Below are 21,056 nucleotides of genomic sequence, written 5' to 3'. Positions count from 1 at the left end.
AATTGGATTGCTATTCGGGCCCGGGAACGCCGCCGTAGAGCGACCAGAGCTGGGTCGCCAGCGTGCCGCTATCGACCGGCAGGTCGATCCCGGTAATGGCCGCCGCCTGGTCAGACAGCAGAAAGGAAATGGCATTGGCCACGTCCATCGGCCGAACCAGGGTGCCCAGGGCGGTCTGGCGGATCATGGTCTCCGGATTGCGCTCGCCACGGGCATAGCTGGCCTCCACAGCGGGCGTGCGCGTCGGGCCGGGGCAGACGCAGTTGACACGTATCCCGCTACGTCCCCAGGCGACGGCAAAATTGCGCGTCATGTTGAGGATGGCGGCCTTGGTCGGGCCATAGGCCTGTAGCGGCGACGAATTGAAGGCGGTGATCGATCCAACTGTCACGATGGCGCCGCTGCGGCGCTCCTTCATGCCGCGCCCAAAGGCGGTCAGCGTGCGAAATGTGCCGGTGAGGTTGACTCGCAGGATATCGTCCCACTCGTTCATGTCCTGCCGCTCAGGCGCATGCGGATTTTCCAGGTGCGCTGCAACCGCCGCCAATGCAGAGCACGGCCCCAGTTCCCGCTCGACAAAGGCTGCCGCCGCCTCGATGCTTGCGGCGTCGCCGATGTCGATCGGGCAGGCGAGCGCACCGTGACGCTCGGCCACGCGTTTGGCATTGTCCGGATCGAGGTCGAGCACTGCCACCTGCCAGCCGTCCTGACGCAGGCGCTGCACGGTTGCTTCGCCAATTCCGCCCGCTCCGCCGGTCACAGCGGCAACACGCGGCTCAATGGAACTCATGGCTGTTCCCCCAACACGCCATAGATCGCCTCAATGATGCGGCGCGCGCGCGGACCATTATCCGGCAGGGCATGCATCTTGTTGCAGGCATAGCTGAAGCCGAGCTTGGCGTCGGGATCGCCCATGCCAATGGAACCACCGAAACCGTGGTGGCCGAAGGCATGTGGATTGGGGCCCATCCACACCGAGACCGGCGTATTGAGCAGAACGCCCAGCCCCTGATGATAAGGACGGTTCTGCATCTTTTCGGTCTGGTTGTGCTGCTCGGTCAGCATATTGGCGATGGTCTGCTGCGACATGATCCGCACATCGCCCAATGTGCCGCCATTGGCGATGGCGCCGTAGATGGCGGCAACCGAGCGCGCCGTGCCATGTCCATTGGCGCTGGCGATTTCGGCCTGGCGCCAGCCGATCGAATTGAGCGTGACGCCGATGGGCTCGTCCGGATGCTGCTGGAACCCCTTGGCCAGCAGTGAATCCGGTTCGCTGTCCTTGCGCGCAAACAGGGTTCCCTCGACGGTTGGGACGAGTTCTGCCCTGCGGTCGAAATCGGCCTCGGTCAGCCCGCCGATCCGGTAGTCCAGCCCCAGCGGCCGCACCAGTTCCTGGGCGATGAAGTCGCGGTAACGCATACCAGTGACACGGCGGACGATCTCGCCCAGCAGGTTGCCCTGGGTGTGGATGTGATAGGCCGCCGTCGTGCCCGGTGGCCACAGCGGCGCCTGTTTCTCGAGCGCGGCTACGATGGCATCGCAATCAAAGATCGCGCCCTTCCACAGCGGCTCCAGCACCACGGGGAGCCCAGCGGTGTGATCGAGCACATGGCGCACCAGTACGCCCTCCTTGCCGTTCTGGGCGAATTCGGGCCAATAGCGCGCCACCGGCGCGTCAGGATCGACCAAGCCGCGGTCGATGAGGATGTTGAAGGCAATGCCGGAAATGCCCTTGGCCACGGACATCATGCAGACGATGGTGTCGCGTTCCCAATCACGGGTGAAGGCGGCGTCCCTGCTGCCTCCCCACAGATCGACAACCGTCTGGCCCTCGACCACTACGGAGGTGGCCGAACCAATCTCCTCTTCGGTCCGGTAGTTCTCGATGAAGGCATCAAGAACCGGCGCGAAGCGGGGATCATAACTACCCCGAATGCGGCGGGATCGGCCCTGGGCTTCAATGGTGGTGTCTATCTGCATGGCCGCTCCTCTTCAGTCGAAAGCCTTGCGACCAAACCACATTGTATGACAATACGTCAAGATGACAAAATTCAGAATCACCGTGTCGGTGCCAGATCGACCCGGACAATATCAGGCGTGTCCTCCCGCAGGCGGGGCCAGCGCTGCAGCACCTCCGGATCATGGCCGGGAATCAGCAGGTCGGCATCTCCGCCTGCCAGTTGCTCGCAACGGTCGAAGCCATCGAGCATTTCGCCCAGGTGATAGACAATGGGAAAGGGTGCGCGGCGCACCCGGTTCTCCGAGAAATGGAACGCGTCAGAGGCCAGCACCAGCGGCCCCCGCTTTGTCGCCACGCGCACGACCTGCAAACCGCCCGAGTGGCCGCCGATCCGGTGCAGGCTGATCCCCGGGAACAGCTCCGCATCGCCGCTGTGGAAACGCATCCTGCCCTTGAACGCCAGGCGCACCGCATCCACCACATCTTCGGCCTCGAATGGCGCGCGCAGGTGGGCGTGGCACATGTTGCGCCCCGTCGCGTAACTCATCTCGTCGTCCTGCAGATGAAACTGCGCCGCCGGAAACTGTGACAGCCCGCCGGCATGGTCATAGTGGAGGTGGGTGAGAATGACGTCGGTGACCGCTCCCGCGTCAATTCCGGCCTGTTTCAACAACGTGGCCGGTTCGTGCAGCAGCCTGCGACCGCGCGCCACGGCCTGATCGGCACCAAATCCGGTGTCGACGATGACGGTTCGCCCCATCCCCTCAATCGCCCAGACGAAGTAGTCCAGCGGCATGGGGCCATCATGCAGGTCCATGCCGGGCAGGAAGTTTTCGTGTCGCGGGCGCGAGGGCTCGGTGCTGGCATAGCGCAGTGCCAGCACTTGGTAATCTATGGCCACCATCGTCTACCTCCACCCTATCTTTGTATGACAGTGCGACAGGAAGCGCAAATGCTCGGCACGTCAAGGCGCCGAAGCCGCCACCAGGTGTCTATTGTCGGTACAACCGCTCTATCCGGAATGCAGGTAGGTCTGAAAACGCCATGCGCCGCGCCCCTCCCAGACTTTGGCTGCTCCCGTTGGACGCGGAATTACATGCCAACCGCGTTGAGAACGGATTCGGTGTGCAGCGCAGAGCTCACGCATGACACCGAAAGCGGCCTTGTGAGCCTGCGTCTTCCCACCGGCGGGCTCATGGTGCCGGTGGCGCTCACCGGCCATGCTTTTACCGATGAAACCTCGGTGGCGCTCATTGAGGGACAACGCCTGCTCGATCTGCCTGATCAACCAGCGACGGGCAGCGGATTGAACGGAAATACCACGCTCGAGAAACTCGGCTCGGCCTCGCACAATTCCGGGCAAGTCACCGCGCCGCTCCGCGCCACAATTGCCTGGCGGTTCCGGCCCGACTAGGCGACACGCTAGCGAAACGCGGGCCGCTCTGAAGCCCTCAGGGGGAACTGACCGTGCCGCCTGACTGTCGCATCTCGCAACCATCGCCGCATGGCGGCGGCCTGGGTGGACAACCCGATTCGGGCTCGGTCACGTGTTCCCCAAGACGATCTCTGAGTTCCTCAACAGTGTTGGTGGTGGGTCCCCAAAAGACTCATTGACGGCCTGGATCGATCCGGCGTATTTCCCGCTTCAGGACATCTCGCCCTAACGCGAGACGCATAGACCTGGGAGGGTCGCTTGATATGGCTGCAATGCCCCTGACCGCGCCGGCGGTGAAACCGGCTAATCCGAATTTTTCGTCGGGCCCCTGTGCCAAGCGTCCTGGTTGGACGGTTGAAGCGCTCAGCAATTCGCTGGTTGGTCGGTCGCACCGCTCCAAGCCGGGCAAGGCCCGCATCCAGCGCGCCATCGACCTGACGCGCGAACTGCTTGAAGTTCCCGCCGATTACCGTATCGGCATTGTCCCGGCATCAGATACCGGCGCCGTCGAAATGGCGCTGTGGTCGATGCTCGGCGCCCGTGGCGTCGACATGCTGGCCTGGGAGAGCTTCGGCGAGGGCTGGGTCACCGATGTGTCCAAGCAACTCAAACTCGATGATGTCCGCATCCTCAAGGCGCCCTATGGCGAATTGCCCGATCTGGGCCAAGTCGATTTCGATCGCGATGTGGTCTTCACCTGGAATGGCACGACCTCGGGCGTGCGGGTCGCCAATGGCGACTGGATCGCGGCCGACCGCAAGGGGCTGACCATCTGCGACGCCACCTCGGCGGCCTTTGCGCAGAATCTCGATTTCGCCAAGCTCGATGTCGTGACCTTCTCCTGGCAGAAGGCGCTGGGTGGCGAAGCCGCCCATGGCGTCTTGATCCTCAGCCCCCGCGCCGTCGAGCGGCTCGAGACCTTCAAGCCCGACCGGCCGTTGCCCAAGATTTTCCGCCTCACCAAGGGCGGCAAGCTGCTCGAGGAAGTGTTCGAGGCGGCGACCATCAACACGCCGTCGATGATCTGCATCGAGGACGCGATCGACGCCATGGAATGGGGCAAGTCGCTGGGTGGCCTCAAGTCCATGCAGGCCCGCGCCGACGCCAATTTCAAGGTGCTGGCTGACTGGGTCGCCAGGACCCCATGGGTCGATTTCCTGGCCAAGAACGCAGCCAACCGCTCCAACACCTCGGTGTGCCTGTCGATCGTCGACCCTACGGTGACGGCGCTCGACGCCGACAAGCAGGCGGCCTTCGCCAAGGCCATCGTGTCGCGTCTCGACAAGGCAGGCGTCGCCTATGACATCGGCGCCTACAAGGATGCTCCCTCGGGGCTGCGCATCTGGGCCGGTTCGACCATCGAGGCGGCCGACCTGGCGGCGCTGGTGCCGTGGCTGGACTATGCCTTTGCCGAAGAGCTGGCAGCCTTGAACAAGGCCGCTGCCTAGTTCCCGTCTAGTCCGACCTCCCCCTGATCGTCATTGCCCGGCTTGTCCGGGCAATCCATGGACCACCCGGACAAGCCGGGTGGTGACGGCGGGGAGAGGACGGAGTTCTCGTATTCATGCGGCGTCGCAGGTTCAAACCCTGCTCCCGCAACCAAAAGCAGGAGGGCTGCCATGCCCAAGGTTCTCGTTTCCGACAAGCTGAGCCCCACCGCCGTCCAGATCTTCAAGGACAATGGCGTGGAGGTGGACTACCTGCCCGATCTGGGCAAGGACAAGGAAAAGCTGCTCGAAGTCATCGGCCAGTATGATGGCCTGGCCATCCGCTCGGCCACCAAGGTCACCGAAAAGATCATTGCCGCCGCCCACAAGCTCAAGGTCATCGGCCGCGCCGGTATCGGGGTCGACAATGTCGACATTCCGGCCGCGACCAAGAAGGGCATCATCGTGATGAACACGCCCTTCGGGAACTCCATCACGACCGCGGAGCATGCCATTGCCATGATGATGGCGCTGGCCCGCCAGCTGCCGGAAGCCGATGCTTCGACCCGCGCCAGCAAGTGGGAAAAGAACCGCTTCATGGGTGTCGAGGTCACCAACAAGACGCTGGGCCTAATCGGCGCCGGCAATATCGGCTCCATCGTGGCCGACCGCGCCATCGGCCTGCGCATGAAGGTCATCGCCTTCGATCCGTTCCTGACGCCAGAGCGCGCACAGACGCTGGGCGTCGAAAAGGTCGAGCTGGACGAGCTGCTGGCCCGTGCCGATTTCATCACCCTGCACACGCCGCTGATCGAGGCGACGCGCAACATCATCGACGCCGAGGCCCTGGCCAAGACCAAGAAGGGCGTGCGTATCATCAACTGCGCCCGTGGCGGTTTGATCGACGAGGCCGCGCTCTACGACGCCCTCAAGTCGGGCCATGTTGCCGGCGCGGCGCTCGACGTGTTCCTCGAGGAGCCAGCCGAGAACAATCCGCTGTTCGAGTTGCCCAACGTCATCTGCACGCCGCATCTGGGTGCGGCGACGACCGAGGCGCAGGAGAATGTGGCGCTGCAGGTGGCCGAACAGATTTCGGCCTATCTGATGGTTGGCGAAATCACCAATGCGCTCAACTTCCCGTCGATCTCGGCCGAGGAAGCCCCGATCCTGACGCCGTGGGTCAAGCTGGCCGAGGCGCTGGGTTCTTTCGCCGGCCAGCTCACCGAAACGGCGATCAGCGGCATCAAGATCGAGTTCGAAGGCAATGTTGCCGAGCTCAACGTCAAGCCGATGATCGCTGCGGCCATCAACGGCGTGCTCAAGCCCTCGTTGGGCGATATCAACATGGTCTCGGCGCCGCAGATCGCCAAGGATCGCGGCATTACCGTCGAGACCACCACGCGCGATCGCCAGGGCGCCTATGAGGGCTATATCCGCCTGACGGTGACCACCGAGCGGCAGACGCGCGGCGTGGCCGGCACCATCTTCGCCAACGGCAAGCCGCGCATCATCCAGGTCAAGGACATCAACATGGAGGCCGAACTGACGCCGTCCATGCTCTATGTGACCAATGAGGACAAGCCTGGCCATATCGGCCGCCTCGGCACGCTCCTGGGCAAGCTCGGCATCAACATCGCCAATTTCAACCTCGGCCGTGTCGATGTCGGTTCCGACGCCATCGCGCTTGTCTCCATCGACGGCACGCTGACCGAGAACCAGCTGGCCGAAATCGCTTCGCTCGAAGGCGTCAAGCAGGCCAAGGCCCTGCGGTTCTAGCGGCGAAGCAAGTCTTGCCGCTCCGGAAGGCCGGCGATTGCGTCGGCCTTCTGCATTTTACCGTCGCCGCCGTGCGGCCCATTCGGCCAGCACGATGCCGCCGATGATGATCGCCGCTGCCAGGTAGTGGTAGAGCTCCAATCGCTCCCCAAGAATCAACACGGAGCCAATGGCGCCGAAAACCGGGATCAGGTTGTGGCTTGGTGCGGCGCGGTTGGGGCCGACGAGGTCGACGGCGCGCGCATAGGCCACCTGGCTGAACATGGACGGAAAGATCATCACATAGATCAGCACAATCCAGACCGTGGCCGACATGGACGGGATGGTGGCGAACTGTCCGACCCCGTCCCCGAAGAGCTGCAGCATGATAACGCCGCTGATGGCTGCGCCCGAAAAGGCCACGGCCATGAAGCTCATCATGTGCACATCCGGCCGGAAGCGCAGGGCCAGCGTGTAGGCAGTGTAGGCCAGGCAGGCCAGGATGACGAAGCCATCGCCGACATTGATGTCGAGGGTGAGTATCCGTCCCAGATTGCCGTGGGTGGCGGTCAGCATGACGCCGGATATGGCGATGATCACGCCTACGATCTGCAGGACCTTTGCCCGGGCCCGGAACACCACGAAATTGGCGAGCAGGATCAGCATGGGCAGCGATGCCTGCACGATGGCGGCATTGACCCCTGATGTGGTGCTGAGCCCCAGATAGAGCAGCACGTTGAACAGGGCATAACCGACGAAGCCGAAAGCCATCAGTTGTGGCCATGTCCTGCGGATCACCGGCCAGTCGGCCTTGAGATAGGGCCAGGCAAAGGGCAGGATGAACAGCGTCGCGCCGACGCAGCGAGCCGCCAGCAGCAGGAAGGGGTCGATTTCGCCGACCACCAGCTTGGCCGCCACGACATTGCCGCCCCAAAACAGCGGGGCCAGAATCAGCAGCAGGTAGGGCTGGTCGAGCAGGCGGGCCGATATGCCGCGATTTTCGTGGGTCTGCGGCTTTGTCATCGTCGTCTTGGTGATGTATGGACGTCTGGACTTAGCAGTTATTCGGCCATCGGCAAAATTTCTACCCAAGGTGGCCGGGAGGACAGACGTCCAAGTGGATAAGGGTGCGGCCGTGGCGGCCGGGCCCTTTGTGTCGCGCCTATCCTGGAGAAGGTAATTCTATGGCTAATGTGGTTGTCGTCGGCTCGCAGTGGGGCGACGAGGGCAAGGGCAAGATCGTCGATTGGCTGAGCGAGCGCGCCGATGTGGTGGTGCGCTATCACGGCGGCCACAATGCCGGCCACACACTGGTCATCGACGGGGTGAGCTACAAGCTGGCGCTGCTGCCATCGGGCCTTGTGCAGGGCAAGCTCTCGGTGATCGGCAATGGCGTGGTCGTCGACCCGCATCACTTCGTCCAGGAAATGGCCAAACTGCGCGGCCAGGGCGTCAAGATCACGCCCGAGATCCTGCGCATTGCCGACAATGCGCCGCTGATCCTGTCGCTGCATCGCGAGCTCGACGCCATCCGCGAAGATTCCAATTCGGGCCTCAAGATCGGCACCACCAAGCGGGGCATCGGCCCGGCCTATGAAGACAAGGTCGGCCGACGCGCCATCAGGCTGATCGATCTCAGCGAGCCGGACACGCTGATGGTCAAGATTGAACGCCTGCTCGGCCACCACAATGCGCTGCGCCGCGGCATGGGCCTGGTCGAGATCGAAGCGCAGAAGATTTTTGACGAACTGACTTCAGTGGCGGCGGAAATCCTGCCCTTCATGGACCAGGTCTGGAAAGTGCTCGACGACAAGCGCAGGGCTGGCGCCCGCATTCTGTTCGAGGGCGCGCAGGGTGCCTTGCTCGACAATGACCACGGCACCTATCCCTTCGTCACCTCGTCCAATACCGTCGCCGGCCAGGCGGCGGCCGGTTCGGGCCTGGGGCCCACGGCGATCGGCTATGTGCTTGGTATCACCAAGGCCTATACGACCCGCGTCGGCGAAGGTCCGTTTCCGTGCGAGCTGGACGATGAGATCGGGCGCCACCTGGCGACGGTCGGCCGCGAGGTCGGGGTCAATACGGGGCGGCCGCGCCGCTGCGGCTGGTTCGACGCCGTGCTGGTCCGCCAGACGGTCAAGACCTCGGGCATTACGGGTATTGCGCTGACCAAACTCGACGTGCTCGATGGTCTCAAGGAGATCAAGGTCTGCGTCGGCTATGAACTCGATGGATCACGGATTGATTATTTGCCTGCCTCAATGGGGGCACAAGCGCGCGTTAAGCCGATTTACGAGACGCTCGAAGGCTGGTCGGACACCACCGCCGGCGCCCGGAGCTGGGCCGATCTTCCCGCGCAGGCGATCAAGTATGTCCGCTATATTGAAGAGCAGATCGGGGCGCCGGTCGCCATGCTGTCGACGAGCCCGGAACGGCTGGATACCATCTTGGTGGTTGACCCATTCCAAGACTGAGATTTTTTGTTACAACACATCGCTGCAATTGTGAGTATCAAGTAACACATGGCGGACTACAAGGAGCTGTTGCGCCGCGCCATATCGGCGCTGCCGGAGAACAATGGGGCGGCCCGCCGGGCAGTCTACGAGAAGGCCCGCTCGGCCCTCGTCGGACAGCTGCGTGCGATTACGCCGCCATTGCCGGCACGCGACATCACCCAGCATCGCCTGCAGCTCGAAGATTGTATCCGCCAGGTCGAGCAGGAAGCCAGCGAGGCCGTCATCACGCTCGGGCGCGAACACCCGCCAGCGCCGCGTGCGTCGGCGCCGGTTGCCGATCCCGCACCGACCCCGCCGCCGGTCGCAGTGGCACCCAAGCCGGCGCCGGTCGAGGCACCAAAGCCCGCGCCCGTCGAGGCATCCGGACCTGAGGCCGCGACGATCGGGGCGGCGCCGGTACCGGCCGAGGCCGGTACGCCGGTCAGTGTCACGCCAAAGCCTGCGGCACCCATGTCCATCGAAGACATCATCAGCCAGGCATCGGCCGTGACAGAGGGTTCGGCGGAGCCCGCGGGGGGCAAGGCGGAGACCGAATCCGAGGTCAAGCCCGAGACAAAATCCGAAATTCGGGTCATGCCGGCCATCGTGGCGCGCGTGCAGGCGAACCGGACGGGTCCGACCTCGCCCGTGCCGCAATCCTCCAACGTCCGTCCGCTGGAATCGCCCCTCAAGGGGCCCAGTTTCGAGCCGCGCCGCGATGCCATTCCGCTGGCGGCCAATTCCTCGGCCGAGGCGACCCGGGTCACGGCGCGGATCGAGCCGTCGATCGGCAACCATGCCGTGGCGCGGCAGCAGGTCGTGACGCCCGTCATCGAGCCCGTACCGGTCGAGGCGGCGCTCTCGAGCGTGCGGGAAGTCGATGTCGAGCCCGACGCTACCGAGGCGCAGGGTGTCATCGAGCGTGCCATCGAAGTCCTGGATCGCGAGGCGCGCGGCGAGCCGACACCCGCCTTGCCCGAGCCTGCCGTTGCATCCTTCGCCAAGCCGCCGGTAGCCGACGAGAGCGACGATGCCGGCTTTACCGACGCCCCGGCCCAGCGCAGTGGCGCCGGGCTCACGATCTTCCTTGTCGTCTTCGCCATCCTGCTCGCCAGTGTCGGCGGCGCGGGCTTCTGGGCGTGGCGCGAGGGCTATGTCGATCTCGACCAGATGTTCGGCCAGGCGCAGGCGCCCGTGACCGAGACGGCGGACGCAGCCAATTCGACGCCGACGCTCGACCCGGTGCAGCCGGCAGAAACGACCAGTGACGCCGTGGTCGGACCCGGCAACACGGCGCCTGTCACCCCGACTGGCAATGCCAATGCGGAGCTCGGCGGACTTGAGATTGAGGATCGGCTTGAGCCGACGCCGCAACCTGTGCAGCCGACCGGCAATGAGACCGTGCTGCCCGATGTGAATTCTGGCGAGATCAAGAGCGAGGAACGGCTGACAGGCGAGGACACGACCCCGCTCGCCATCGCCGACCCCGCGGCCTCGGTCGATCCGGCGGTTCTCGCCGGCAGCCAGTCGCTGCTGCTCGAGGCCAGCCAGGACGGCACGACAGGCGCCGTGCCGTTCTCGGGCACGGTTGAGTGGAGCGAAGGCGTGGACGAGCTCGGGCTGCCGACGCTGATCGGTACGGCGAGCATTCCGGCGCGCAACCTGGGCGTCGATATCACCATCCGCAAGAATTCCGATCCGAGCCTGCCCGCGAGCCATCTGATGGAAGTCGACTTCAAGGTGAACGACACCTTCATCGGGGGCACCATCGCCACGCTGCCGGGCGTGCTGCTCAAGGACGAGGAACTGGTGCCGGGCACAGCGCTGGTGGGTGCGTCGGCACGCGTGGTGGGCAACTCGTTCCTGTTCGCGCTCAGTGCCACGCCGGCCGATGCCGAAACCAATACCGACCTGCTGGAAAACCGCCGCTGGATGGATCTGGCGGTCGTCTACGGCACCGGGCGGAATGCCATTATCACCCTGGAAAAGGATGAGGCGGCGCAGGCCCTGTTCGACAAGGTGTTCTCCGCTTGGGCTGAGTAGATACGATTCCCCCGCCCCTGGTGGGGACAAGTATCCTGCAAGCGCAACTGCTCCTCCCCTCGTTCAGGGGGAGGGCGTTACGGCCCGCAATTTCCCCTCGGACAGAACATAGCGCCGCCTGGCGAGGGCTGCGATGTCGTCGGCGTGGTGGCTGACGAGGATGGTGTGCCAGGCGTGGCGCGCCGTTAGCTGGCCCACCAGCTCCCGCACCGAAATGCGGGTGTCGTCGTCCAGGGCCGAGAAGGGTTCGTCCAGCAGCAGCACCGGCCTGGCGCGCAACAGCGTGCGTGCCAGGGCCACGCGTTGTTTCTGGCCGCCGCTGAGCGTGCTGGCCACCTGGTCGCCGATTCCCTCAAGACCAACCTCCACCAAGGCCGCATCGATCTGCATCCGGGCCTGCGCGCGGTCGAGGCCGGCCGGCAGGCCAAGCCCGATATTGCGCGCCGCCGTCAGGTGCTCGAACAGGCTTTCCGACTGCAGCAGCAGTGACACCGGCCGGGCCTCGGGGGGCAGGGGCAGCAGGTCCTGCCGGTCGAGTTCGATACGGCCGGCGCTTGGCAACAGGAAGCCGGCGAGCAGGTCGAGTAAGGTCGATTTTCCTGAGCCGCTAGGCCCCGAAATGGCGGTGACCTCGCCGGCTTCGGCAGTGAAGGAGAATATGTAGGGAGCCGCCTGGCCGGGATGTGCGTAGGTCAGGTTCTCAACGCGCAGCATCGGCGATCCTCTCGAACAGTTTGGGCAGACCGACAAAGGCAGCGATGGTGCCGATCAGCAGGATGGCGGCGATCGCGGCAGCGTCGTTGTTGCGATAGGAGCCGAGCGCGCGGAACATCATCAGCGGCAGGGTCTGGAAATCCTGGGTGCCGAACAGGGCGATGACGCCGAGGTCGCCCAGCGAGAAGCAGAAGGCGAGCGCCAGCATGACCCCGATGTCCCGACCGAGCAGGGGATATTCGACCAGGGCGAACTGGCGCCAGCCGGACAGTCCGAGCGAGCGGATGAGCTTGCCGCGGGTGCGGGCAATGGCTTCGAGCGGCGGGCCCAGGGTCGCCATGGCGAAGGGCAGCGCCAACAGGCTATTGCCCAGGATGACGACGAAGGGCGCGGCCGTGGACGGCGCGATGCCGAGAGTGCGCACAAGCAGGAAGAATCCCAGCGACAGCACGACCGCGGGCACCGCGAGATAGGCGAAGGCCGGCATGCCCAGCAGCGTGCGCAGGGTGCCGCTGCCGGTGGCGCCGCGCCCAAGGGCCAGGGCAAGGGCCAGCAACAGGGTCAGCAGGGCTGAGGTCGTGCCGATGACAAGGCTGCTTGCTGCTGCCCACCAGAAGGCCGGCTGGGCCACGACACGTCCCATTCCCGCGCCCACGCCGTCGACCAGCACGGCGGTCAGTGGCAACAGGAAGCCAATGGTACAGCCGAGCAGAACCAGGGCCTGCAGCGACCGGGCCGGGCCTCTGTCGCGCCAGCGCGGCGGTGTCGAGGCGCCAAAGTTGGTGGGGATGGGCGCCAGGGCCGAGGCGGCCAGGATGACCAGCGAGCAGACGGCGATCTGGGTGGCGGCCAGCAGCACGGCACCGGCGAGGTCGAAATCCTGGCGCACGGCAGCGTAGATGGCGACTTCCAGTGTCTGGTTGGCGGGGCCGCCGCCTAGTAGCAGCACGATGGGAAAGCTGGTGAAGGCGAGGAGGAAGATGATGGCGGCAAGGCCGGGTATGGTGCCGCGCAGGGCCGGCCAGTCGATAATGGCGAAGCGCTGGAAGGCGGACAGGCCCAGCGACTGGCCGGTCTTGAGCCGGCCGGTGGGAATGGCGTCGAGCCGGGCCAGCATGATGCGGGCGGCCAGGGCGCCGTCGAGCACGACATGGGCGAGCAGGATCCCCGAAAGGCCGTAGGCCGGGCTGCCGATCGATATGCCGAACCAGGCCTCGCTGGCCTGGTTGATCCAGCCGTTGCGTCCCCAGATTGACAGCAGCCCGAAGGCCACCACCATGCCGGGCGTGACGATGGCCGAGGCGAAGAGGCCGACGACCAGGTCGCGGCCGGGGAAACGCAGGCGATTGAGCGCCCAGGCCAGGGCAATTCCCACGGTTATGGAGAGGACGGTGGTGAGGCCGGCCTGGATGGAGGTCATGCGCAACAGGTGCGGGATGTCGATGCGCGAGCCGGTGGCGCCGCCACTGGCCGCCGTCAGGATCGACCAAAGGACGAGGGCGATGAGCGCGGTTATTGCCACGGCCAGGGTGATGGCGACTGCGATACGGATGGGGCGATGGGGCAGGGTCAGCAAGGGGCCGATTCCAAGCGCCGCAGCTCACCTCTCCCTTTGGGGGAGAGGTCGGCGCGACAGCGCCGGGTGAGGGGGCCTTTTTTTGGCTCGGCGTGTGGGGAAGGCCCCCTCACCCGACCGAAGACGGTCGACCTCTCCCCCAAAGGGAGAGGTGACGCGGTGCTCAACCTGCCGCTCACAGCCGCGATCTCCCTTGTGTCCCTACTGCACGGCCGCCAGCATCTCATCCACCCAGCGCTGGCCGTTGGCGGCGATGTCGTCGTCGCTCAGCACAAGCGTCTTTTCCGGCTGCGGCAGCGTGGCGAAGGTCGGATCGAGGTCGGCCCCCAGGTCGATGACCGGGAACATCCAGTTGGTCGATGGGATCTGCTTCTGGCCCTCGGGCGACGTCAGATAGGCGAGGAACTTCTGTGCCAAGGCCGGAGCATGCGAGGATTTCAGGACGCCGGCCACTTCGGTCTGGGCCAGGTGGCCTTCCTCGAACAGGGCGGCCTTGATGGTGTCGTCGCCCTCGGAAATGATGTGGTAGGCGGGCGAGGTTGAATAGCTCAGCGCCATATCGGCTTCGCCCTCGAGGAAGAGGTTGTAGCTTTCGCTCCACTCGCGCGTGACGGTGAGGATATGCGGCTTGAGGCCGGCCCAGATTTCCGGGGCGCGGTCACCATAGGCGGCGGCGATCCACAGCACGAGGCCGAGGCCCGGTGTGGCGGAACGGGGGTCCTGCACCACGATCTTGAAGTCGTCGGGCAGGGCGATCAGTTCCTCGAACGACTTGGGCGGATTGGGCACGGTGTCGGTATCGTAGACGAAGGCGAAGTGGGCATAATCGAAGGGCACGAACTGCGTGTCGGTCCACTCGCCGGGCAGGCTGAGGCCGGAGAGATCAAGCTCATGATCGGCAAAGAGGCCGGTGGCGCGGGCCTCGCCGGCGATGGCGGTATCGAGCCCGACGATAAGGTCGGCCTCGGTGGTGTCGCCTTCGAGCTGCACGCGGCGCAGGGTGCCGATGGAGCTGTCGGCGGCGATGAATTCGACAAAGCAGCCGCCGCAGATCGCCTCGAAGCCGGCCTTGAGGCCGGGCCCTGGGCCCCACTCGGCGGCAAAGCCGTCATAGGTGTAGATGCGCAGGATTGGCACTTCTTCGGCGAAAGCGGGCGCGACGAACAGTCCGGATAGGACCGCAAGCGCCAGACGGGTGAATTTGACCATGGGTCATTCCCTTCGTTTGGTGTCACGGCCATGAGTGAAGGGATAGCGTCAATGGAGAGGACGCCGAGACGCCCTTGCCATCTCGAACTTCCTCCGCCAGCATGACCTGGTTCAGGTTCAATGGGTAATTCTCAGCTCCGGAACTTCCGGAACACCCCAGCGAGACGCCCCACACTTAATGAGAGCTTTGTGACAGTGCAAGACACTTCCGTGCCCGCGGCGGATGCGCCAATGGTCGTATTCGAAGGGCCCATGGCCATTGTGGGCGGCGGGGCGGTGGACCCGGCGCTGTTGCGCGAATTGGCGGATCGCGGTGTGGCGCTGGTGGGCGCCGATGGCGGCGCCGACGCCATCGGCGACGCCGGCCTGATGCCGGCGGCTATCATCGGCGACCTCGATTCGCTGGCCGACAGGACCGTGTGGGAAGAGCGCACCCGCGTCATCCACATTCCCGAGCAGATCACCACCGATTTCCAGAAGGCGCTCTATTCCACCAGCGCCCCGGTGACGCTGGCCTTGGGCATGACGGGCAAGAGGCTCGACCACACCCTGGCGGCGCTCAGCGCGGTGCTGCAATATGCCCCGACGCGCCGTCTGCTGTTGGTTGACGAGGTCGACGTGGCGCTGGCGGTCGTGGGCCCGATCCGCTTCGAGGCGGGGCCTAGGGAGCGCGTGTCGATCCATCCCCTGCTGCCGATCCGGTTTTTGCATTCGACGGGGCTGTATTATCCGATGGATGGGCTGTTGCTGGAGCCGGGCGGGCTGATCGGCACGTCGAACGAGGGCACTGGTGGCGCTGTGGAGATCGTGCCTGCTGATGCAACGCCCTGGCTGCTCATCCTGGGCAAGGAGCGGCTGTGGGACTTGATGGCCGCACATACATGACTTGCCCGGCCTCGTGGCTACGGTAAGATTGCGCCCCAGTGTTGGGGGACATGGACATGAGCGATCTGTCGGTTGAGCAGGCGGCGCTGCGCGCCAGTATTCACAAGAGCGGATTGATCTGGGGCAGCATTGCCGGCCTGGTCGTGGGTGGATTGGGCTACTGGCTTGCGGGGAGCCTTGACATGCTGCCGCGCGCGGCCATCGCGGTCATCGCCGCTGGTGGTGTCGGGTTCGCCAGCTATCGCGGCATTTTCGGCTCAGGGTCGAAGCAGGCGCAATGCGAGAAATGCGGCACGCCGTTCAGCGTCAGGGAGAGCGGACGCAGCGAGCGGCTGGTGTCAAGCGAACCTAGGAGCAAGGTCGAAGAGGCCGTGCCAGCGGAAGCCGTCGACAAGACGAAAGCCAAGCTCAGCGCCGCGCCTGCAAAGCCGGGCAAGGTGATGACCAAATGGATCGAGGACACCTATGAGGTCACCGTGACCTCGACCTGTGCCCATTGCCAGAATGTAACGACCCGCCTGCTCACCGAAACGCGCGAGCGCGACAAGCAGACCATCACGAAATGACAAAGGGCCACCCGAAGGTGGCCCTTTCCAACTGTGTCGGGGGCGCTCAGTGCGCCGCGGCGGCTTCCTTGACCGCGTCCTGCACCTTTTCGAAGGCGCGGACCTCGATCTGCCGGATGCGCTCGCGGCTGACGTCATATTGCTGGGCCAGCTCTTCGAGCGTCGCGGGATTGTCCTGCAGGCGGCGGGCCTGGAAGATGGCGCGCTCGCGCTCGTTGAGCACGTCCATGGCGCTGGTCAGCAGACCCATCCGCTCCGAGAATTCCTGGCTTTCGCCCAGGCTGGTTTCAGCACTTGGGGTATCGTCGACCAGCCAATCCTGCCATTCGGACGAACCTTCGTCGGCACGCATCGGCGAATTGAGCGAGGCGTCGCCCGAGAGGCGCGCATTCATGGATACCACGTCATCCTCGGTCACCTTGAGGGTGGTGGCAATCTGCTTGATCTGGTCAGGATGGAGCGAGCCGTCGTCCAGGGCGGCAATCTGGCCCTTCACCTTGCGCAGGTTGAAGAACAGGCGCTTCTGGGCGGCGGTGGTGCCGATCTTGACCAGGCTCCAGCTGCGCAGCACATATTCCTGGATGGCCGCGCGGATCCACCACATGGCATAGGTGGCCAGGCGGAAGCCCTTTTCGGGCTCGAAACGTTTGACCGCATGCATGAGGCCGACATTGCCTTCCGAAATGACTTCGGAAATGGGCAGGCCATAGCCGCGGTAGCCCATGGCGATCTTGGCCACGAGGCGGAGATGGCTGGTTATGAGTTTCTGGGCCGCACCGGGGTCCTGATGTTCCTTGTAGCGCTTGGCCAGCATGTATTCTTCATCCGGTTCCAGCATGGGGAACTTGCGGATTTCCTGAAGATAGCGGCTCAAGCCCCCTTCGGCGGAGAGGACTGGAAGATTGGTCTGGGCCATGGACGCACCCCTTTCTGGTTCCCCCGTATGGCACGGGCGGAAGCGTATCTGGCGATGGCCGTAACCGGCCCATCGGCAAACAACGATGAACTATATAGGACGCAATTGGGCGATTGTAAGAGCGCCAAGAGATTACAAATGCGCAATGTTGAGGAAGGTTCCCTCTTACCTCACCCAAAGGGAGAGGTGAGAAGAGCTACCGCGCAAATGCCTTGTCGTAGTTCTCCAGCGCATCCTCCAGCGCCTGCAGATCGGGCGGCAGCGGGGCTTCGAAGAACATCTCCTCCTTGGTTACCGGATGCTCGAAGCCCAGTTCCGCAGCGTGCAGTGCCTGGCGGCCGAGGGTCTGGATCGGACCGGCCACGTCGGGCGGCAGCTTGTTGATCTTGGTGGCGTAGCCGGCGGCATAGACCGTGTCGGCGACCAGGGGATGGCCGATATGGGCCATATGCACGCGGATCTGGTGGGTGCGGCCGGTTTCGAGATGGCACTGCACCCGTGTGATGTCCCAGCCGACATCGCCGAAGCGGGCCTCGACGAAATAGTGGGTGATGGCCTCGCGTCCATCCTTGCGCACCGCCTGCTTGAGGCGATTGTTCTGGTCGCGGCCGAGGGGCGCGTTGATCGTGCCCTTGGCGGTTTCGGTGGAGCCCCAGACGAAGGCGATATAGGCCCGGTGCAGCGGCCCGGTGCGGCCATGATCGGCGAATTGCTCGCTGAGGTGCTTGTGCGCCTTCTCGGTCTTGGCGGCGACCATGACGCCTGATGTGTCGCGATCGAGCCGGTGCACGATGCCGGGGCGCTTGACGCCACCAATGCCGACCAGGCTATCGCCGCAATGGAACAGCAGCGCATTGACCAGCGTGCCATCGGGCGAGCCGGGGGCGGGATGGACCACCATGCCGACCGGCTTGTTGACGACGATGAGCTGATCGTCCTCGTAGAGGATGTCGAGCGGGATATCCTCGGGATGGGGTTCGGCATCCTCGGGGGGTGGGGCAAGAAGAACGATTGTCTCGCCCGCCTTTAGCCGGTATTTGGGCTCGCTGACGGTCGTGCCGTCGATGCTGACGGCGCCGGACAGGATCAGGTCCTTGATGCGGCTCCGGCTTAGCACGGTATGGGCCTTGGCCAGGGCGCCATCGAGCCGTTCGCCGGCCATGCCGGCATCGACGACGACTTCGACTTCCTCGCCCTCGAACTCTAGTGCGGTATTTTCGACCATGAGCGATCCTAACGAGACTGGACAAAAGGCCGATGCGCCGCTGACGCCGGAAGCCATTGCCATGCTGGGGAAGGCGCGCCGCTCGTTCGGTATTTCGATCGGCATCCTGTTGCTGGGCTTTATGGCGATTGGCATCGCCCTTGTCTATCGCGTGATGCGCGATGCGCCGCCACCGGCGGTAGCGGAACGCGTGGTATTGCCCAATGGCGTCGAGGTGGTTTCGGCCGTGGTCAGCGAAGGCGCGATCAATGTGACCTATACGGCGGACGGGGTCACGACGCTGGCGCTGTTCGACCAGGCGACGGGGGAATTGACGCGGAGCGTGGTGATCGGGGAGTAGTGGAGTCCACCTCTCCCTCCCAGAGCTCGATCGTCACCCTCGGGCTTGACCCGAGGGGACTTCACTTTGCGGGGCGCACTGTTAAGTACAGTGCCCTCGGGTCAAGCCCGAGGGTGACGGCTGGTGGTGGGGCACGCGAAGCGCCGCTCCGCTACCGCCCCTGGATTTCCTTGAGCGCCGCCATGCGGTCGGTCACCGAGCCGCGCTTGCGGTCGCCCTTGGCGGGCTTGGCCGGCAGCGTGTCGCTGCCCTCGCCGTCGTCGGCGAAACGCTGGACGCGGTCGAACAGGCTTTCCTCGCTGGCGCTGGGCACTGCTGTCTCGGTATCCACCGCATAGACCAGCCGGCTGACGCTGGCGGCAATGTCGTTGAGTTTTTCGCGCAGATAGGCTTCCTCGATCCGCTCGGTATCCCAGTCCGCCAGGATGGTGGATTCGACGTTGCTCACCTTCTTGCGCAGCGTCTCCAACTCGGCTTCGAGGTTGAGCTTGTCGGCCAGCAGCAGCTCGGCGCGACCTTCGGATTGCTCCACCACCTGGCTGGTTTCGGCCAGCAGGGCGTTGAGGCGGTTCTCGGCGCTGGCGATGCGGGCCTCGGCAACCACCAGGCTATCGGCCTGGGCGTCCTTCTTGTCGTCCCTGGTGGTCAGCGCCGCGCGCATCTGGGCGATGGCTGCTGTCGCCTCGACGCTGCGGCGGTCGGAGGTCTCGAGCCGGGCCAAAAGGCTGCGGGCCTGGTCTTCGAGGAAGCTGGCGCGCTTGCGCTCGATGGCGAGGGTGGTGGTCAGGCGATCGATGTCCTCGTCATAGTCGCCGGTCAGCGGCTTGCCGTCGGCGTCGGTGCCACGGGGCAGGCCACCCCGCAGCGTGTCGCGCAGCTTTGCGACTTCCTCGCTGCGCGTATCGAGCTCGCGGTCGCGCATGCGCAGGCGCTGGGCGAGGTCGGTGCCCTCGCGCTCGAGTTCCGCGACGCGGGCGCGCAGTTCGGCTTCACGGGCTTCGAGTTCCCGGACCACGGCCAGATGCTGGTCGCGCTCGGCCTTGAGCAGGCCCAGGTCGCTGCGCTTCTGGTTGACGTCGCCCAGCTGTTCGGCGAGCCGCTTGCGCAGGGTCTCGACATTCATTTCGAGCCGGCGGGTGGAGAGCGCGAATTCGGCGCGCAGCTGATCCTTGTCGGCGCGGAATTCGGCCATGGTGATGGGCGTAGCGGCCTCGATGCGGCGCTTGGTGAGGCGCACCGCCCGCTTCCACACTGCCGGCAGGATGATCAGCGCCACCAGGCCCGCAACCAGCAGGCCCAGCGCGAAATACATGATGTTCTCGATGACCATCGGCCAAACTCCGCAGCCGCACCGGCCTGCAATACGGGCAATCCCTATCTGGCAGCAATGGCAGGCGGCCGCCATGTTTGCCAGCGGTTAACCCTAACGGGTTTGGGGCTCGGCGTCACGGCCAAGCTGGCATTCTAGGTCGCAAAACCGTTGGTAGCGGGCAGCGGCGTTGGCAGGTTCGGCTCTCCAAGCATTCCGCGCAGCTCGATTTCGATGTCGCGACAAATCTGGCTGATGGGGACGTCGTTGGCATTCCCCTCGAAAGGATTGGACGTACTTTCGCCGACTTGGTCGAGCGACAGGTACATCCATCCCAGCAGTGTGCTGAACGGAATCGCCAGCCAGATCGTAGCCGCACCAAGCACGGCGCCGGCCTTGCCGAGATCGGCAAAGATGGGCACCGCGCCAAACGGCAGTATCGTGCAGAATATGGCGACGAACATCGTGCCGACGATGGCGTACTGGCGGGGGTAGGGATTGTTCTTGATCCGGTCGGCTCGGCTCTGCAGGTCATGCATTTCGCGCATCGACTTCATCAGCTCGCCGTAAATCTGCGGAGGGAGGGCGCTTTCCTTGAACAACTGGTTGAGGTGGCGGGTCTGCAGATCGAGCACCTGCGGGGCGGGATGGCGCGCCTCAAGGACCATCTCGGCCTCGGCCGTCAGCAAGGGTCTGATCTCCGTCTGCAGGGAGCTCTCGTCCTCCGCGATATGGTAGCGCTTGCGAAACTCGGCATTGCTCGGCCGCGCCATCGTTTCCCAGGGCATGGGGCGGCGCAACGAAAAGCGCAATGCGGTGAGCCAGGCCAGATGCCGGTGAATGAGGGCGCGCGCGGTATCGGGGTCAGCGAAGTCCCGGCAGAGGCTCGCCCATACTCGGCTGATGGCCGAAATCTGCGCAAAGAGCTGAAGGGCTTCCCCGCTACGGGCGAGAACCTGGGCATTCTTGAAGCCCGCGATCAGCGACACGGTGGTGCCCAGCATGATGACCACCGGCCATGGCACGCTGAATCCGGCTATTCCGGGAATATGATAGACCCCGATCGCCAGGAGGCTGACCACGATCATGTAGATCACACTGCGCCGTGACCAGAGCGCAAAATCGATCAGCCGATATGACCGTCCTACATGCATCTCGCGTCCTGCCAATGCTATTTGACATGCGCCTGACGTTACCG

Annotated in this window: 19 protein-coding genes and 1 riboswitch; of the genes, 8 read left to right on the top strand and 11 right to left on the bottom strand. The window is 64.6% G+C overall.

Annotated elements, in window-relative coordinates; genetic code table 11:
• Nucleotides 1-10: 10 nt before the first annotated feature.
• The 3 genes from IH615_RS13480 to IH615_RS13470 all read right to left on the bottom strand — a co-directional run bounded on the left by IH615_RS13480 (nucleotide 11) and on the right by IH615_RS13470 (nucleotide 2,867).
• A complete protein-coding gene (locus tag IH615_RS13480; RefSeq protein ID WP_291362392.1) occupies nucleotides 11-790 on the bottom strand; it encodes an SDR family oxidoreductase in 780 nt (259 codons plus the stop codon).
• On the bottom strand, nucleotides 787-1,983 hold the full coding sequence (locus tag IH615_RS13475) for a serine hydrolase domain-containing protein (RefSeq protein ID WP_291362391.1): 1,197 nt from the start codon (nucleotides 1,981-1,983) through the stop codon (nucleotides 787-789). The genes IH615_RS13480 and IH615_RS13475 overlap by 4 nt, the downstream gene beginning before the upstream one ends.
• A 77-nt stretch (nucleotides 1,984-2,060) precedes the next feature.
• Nucleotides 2,061-2,867 (bottom strand): N-acyl homoserine lactonase family protein, encoded by an 807-nt coding sequence (locus tag IH615_RS13470; RefSeq protein WP_291362390.1) that lies wholly within the window; start codon nucleotides 2,865-2,867, stop codon nucleotides 2,061-2,063.
• A gap of 192 nt (nucleotides 2,868-3,059) precedes the next feature.
• Here IH615_RS13470 and IH615_RS13465 point away from each other — a divergent pair, with 192 nt between their 5' ends.
• The 3 genes from IH615_RS13465 (at nucleotide 3,060) to serA (ending at nucleotide 6,601) form a co-directional block, all read left to right on the top strand.
• A complete protein-coding gene (locus tag IH615_RS13465) occupies nucleotides 3,060-3,377 on the top strand; it encodes a hypothetical protein (protein ID WP_291362389.1) in 318 nt (105 codons plus the stop codon).
• 293 nt (nucleotides 3,378-3,670) lie between these two features.
• Nucleotides 3,671-4,846, top strand: coding sequence for a phosphoserine transaminase (locus IH615_RS13460; RefSeq protein ID WP_291362461.1), 1,176 nt, complete (start codon nucleotides 3,671-3,673; stop codon nucleotides 4,844-4,846).
• A gap of 171 nt (nucleotides 4,847-5,017) precedes the next feature.
• Nucleotides 5,018-6,601 carry a phosphoglycerate dehydrogenase gene (serA, locus tag IH615_RS13455; RefSeq protein WP_291362388.1) on the top strand — a complete coding sequence of 528 codons (1,584 nt, stop codon included), beginning with the start codon at nucleotides 5,018-5,020 and terminating at the stop codon, nucleotides 6,599-6,601.
• A 57-nt stretch (nucleotides 6,602-6,658) separates the two neighbouring features.
• Here the strand turns inward: serA and IH615_RS13450 are convergent, their stop codons facing one another.
• Nucleotides 6,659-7,603 (bottom strand): DMT family transporter, encoded by a 945-nt coding sequence (locus IH615_RS13450; RefSeq protein WP_291362387.1) that lies wholly within the window; start codon nucleotides 7,601-7,603, stop codon nucleotides 6,659-6,661.
• 161 nt (nucleotides 7,604-7,764) lie between these two features.
• On the opposite strand from IH615_RS13450, the gene IH615_RS13445 reads away from it, so the two are divergent.
• Both IH615_RS13445 and IH615_RS13440 read left to right on the top strand, forming a co-directional pair.
• A complete protein-coding gene (locus IH615_RS13445; RefSeq protein ID WP_291362386.1) occupies nucleotides 7,765-9,054 on the top strand; it encodes an adenylosuccinate synthase in 1,290 nt (429 codons plus the stop codon).
• 48 nt (nucleotides 9,055-9,102) lie between these two features.
• Nucleotides 9,103-11,118, top strand: coding sequence for a hypothetical protein (locus tag IH615_RS13440; protein WP_291362385.1), 2,016 nt, complete (start codon nucleotides 9,103-9,105; stop codon nucleotides 11,116-11,118).
• A gap of 63 nt (nucleotides 11,119-11,181) precedes the next feature.
• On the opposite strand, the gene IH615_RS13435 is transcribed toward IH615_RS13440, so the two are convergent.
• The 3 genes from IH615_RS13435 to thiB form a co-directional block, all read right to left on the bottom strand.
• On the bottom strand, nucleotides 11,182-11,832 hold the full coding sequence (locus IH615_RS13435) for an ATP-binding cassette domain-containing protein (protein WP_291362384.1): 651 nt from the start codon (nucleotides 11,830-11,832) through the stop codon (nucleotides 11,182-11,184).
• The gene (locus IH615_RS13430; protein WP_291362383.1) at nucleotides 11,819-13,408 is read right to left on the bottom strand and encodes a thiamine/thiamine pyrophosphate ABC transporter permease ThiP; all 1,590 of its coding nucleotides are present in this window, start codon (nucleotides 13,406-13,408) and stop codon (nucleotides 11,819-11,821) included. The genes IH615_RS13435 and IH615_RS13430 overlap by 14 nt, the downstream gene beginning before the upstream one ends.
• 201 nt (nucleotides 13,409-13,609) lie before the next feature.
• Nucleotides 13,610-14,617: a thiamine ABC transporter substrate binding subunit gene (gene thiB / locus IH615_RS13425; RefSeq protein WP_291362382.1), complete on the bottom strand. Its 1,008-nt coding sequence runs from the start codon at nucleotides 14,615-14,617 to the stop codon at nucleotides 13,610-13,612.
• Between the two features lie 71 nt (nucleotides 14,618-14,688).
• Nucleotides 14,689-14,786, bottom strand: a riboswitch (TPP riboswitch).
• A 62-nt stretch (nucleotides 14,787-14,848) separates the two neighbouring features.
• On the opposite strand from thiB, the gene IH615_RS13420 reads away from it, so the two are divergent.
• Both IH615_RS13420 and IH615_RS13415 read left to right on the top strand, forming a co-directional pair.
• Nucleotides 14,849-15,502: a thiamine diphosphokinase gene (locus tag IH615_RS13420; RefSeq protein ID WP_291362381.1), complete on the top strand. Its 654-nt coding sequence runs from the start codon at nucleotides 14,849-14,851 to the stop codon at nucleotides 15,500-15,502.
• Nucleotides 15,503-15,558: 56 nt separating this feature from the next.
• Nucleotides 15,559-16,068 (top strand): hypothetical protein, encoded by a 510-nt coding sequence (locus tag IH615_RS13415; RefSeq protein WP_291362380.1) that lies wholly within the window; start codon nucleotides 15,559-15,561, stop codon nucleotides 16,066-16,068.
• A gap of 46 nt (nucleotides 16,069-16,114) precedes the next feature.
• Here the strand turns inward: IH615_RS13415 and rpoH are convergent, their stop codons facing one another.
• Nucleotides 16,115-16,984: an RNA polymerase sigma factor RpoH gene (rpoH, locus tag IH615_RS13410; protein WP_291362379.1), complete on the bottom strand. Its 870-nt coding sequence runs from the start codon at nucleotides 16,982-16,984 to the stop codon at nucleotides 16,115-16,117.
• Nucleotides 16,985-17,180: 196 nt separating this feature from the next.
• On the bottom strand, nucleotides 17,181-18,209 hold the full coding sequence (locus tag IH615_RS13405; protein WP_291362378.1) for an RluA family pseudouridine synthase: 1,029 nt from the start codon (nucleotides 18,207-18,209) through the stop codon (nucleotides 17,181-17,183).
• On the opposite strand from IH615_RS13405, the gene IH615_RS13400 reads away from it, so the two are divergent.
• The gene (locus tag IH615_RS13400; RefSeq protein WP_291362377.1) at nucleotides 18,208-18,549 is read left to right on the top strand and encodes a DUF6476 family protein; all 342 of its coding nucleotides are present in this window, start codon (nucleotides 18,208-18,210) and stop codon (nucleotides 18,547-18,549) included. The genes IH615_RS13405 and IH615_RS13400 overlap by 2 nt on opposite strands.
• A 151-nt stretch (nucleotides 18,550-18,700) precedes the next feature.
• On the opposite strand, the gene IH615_RS13395 is transcribed toward IH615_RS13400, so the two are convergent.
• A complete protein-coding gene (locus tag IH615_RS13395) occupies nucleotides 18,701-19,879 on the bottom strand; it encodes a hypothetical protein (protein WP_291362376.1) in 1,179 nt (392 codons plus the stop codon).
• Between the two features lie 134 nt (nucleotides 19,880-20,013).
• Entirely contained in the window at nucleotides 20,014-21,012 is a 999-nt protein-coding gene (locus IH615_RS13390; RefSeq protein WP_291362375.1) for a bestrophin family ion channel, read from the bottom strand.
• Nucleotides 21,013-21,056 lie beyond the last annotated feature (44 nt).

It is taken from the genome of Devosia sp. (assembly GCF_014860165.1).
Lineage (GTDB): Bacteria > Pseudomonadota > Alphaproteobacteria > Rhizobiales > Devosiaceae > Devosia.
Note: the sequence above shows the minus strand (reverse complement) of the source record. Positions and strands in the feature narration are given on the sequence as shown.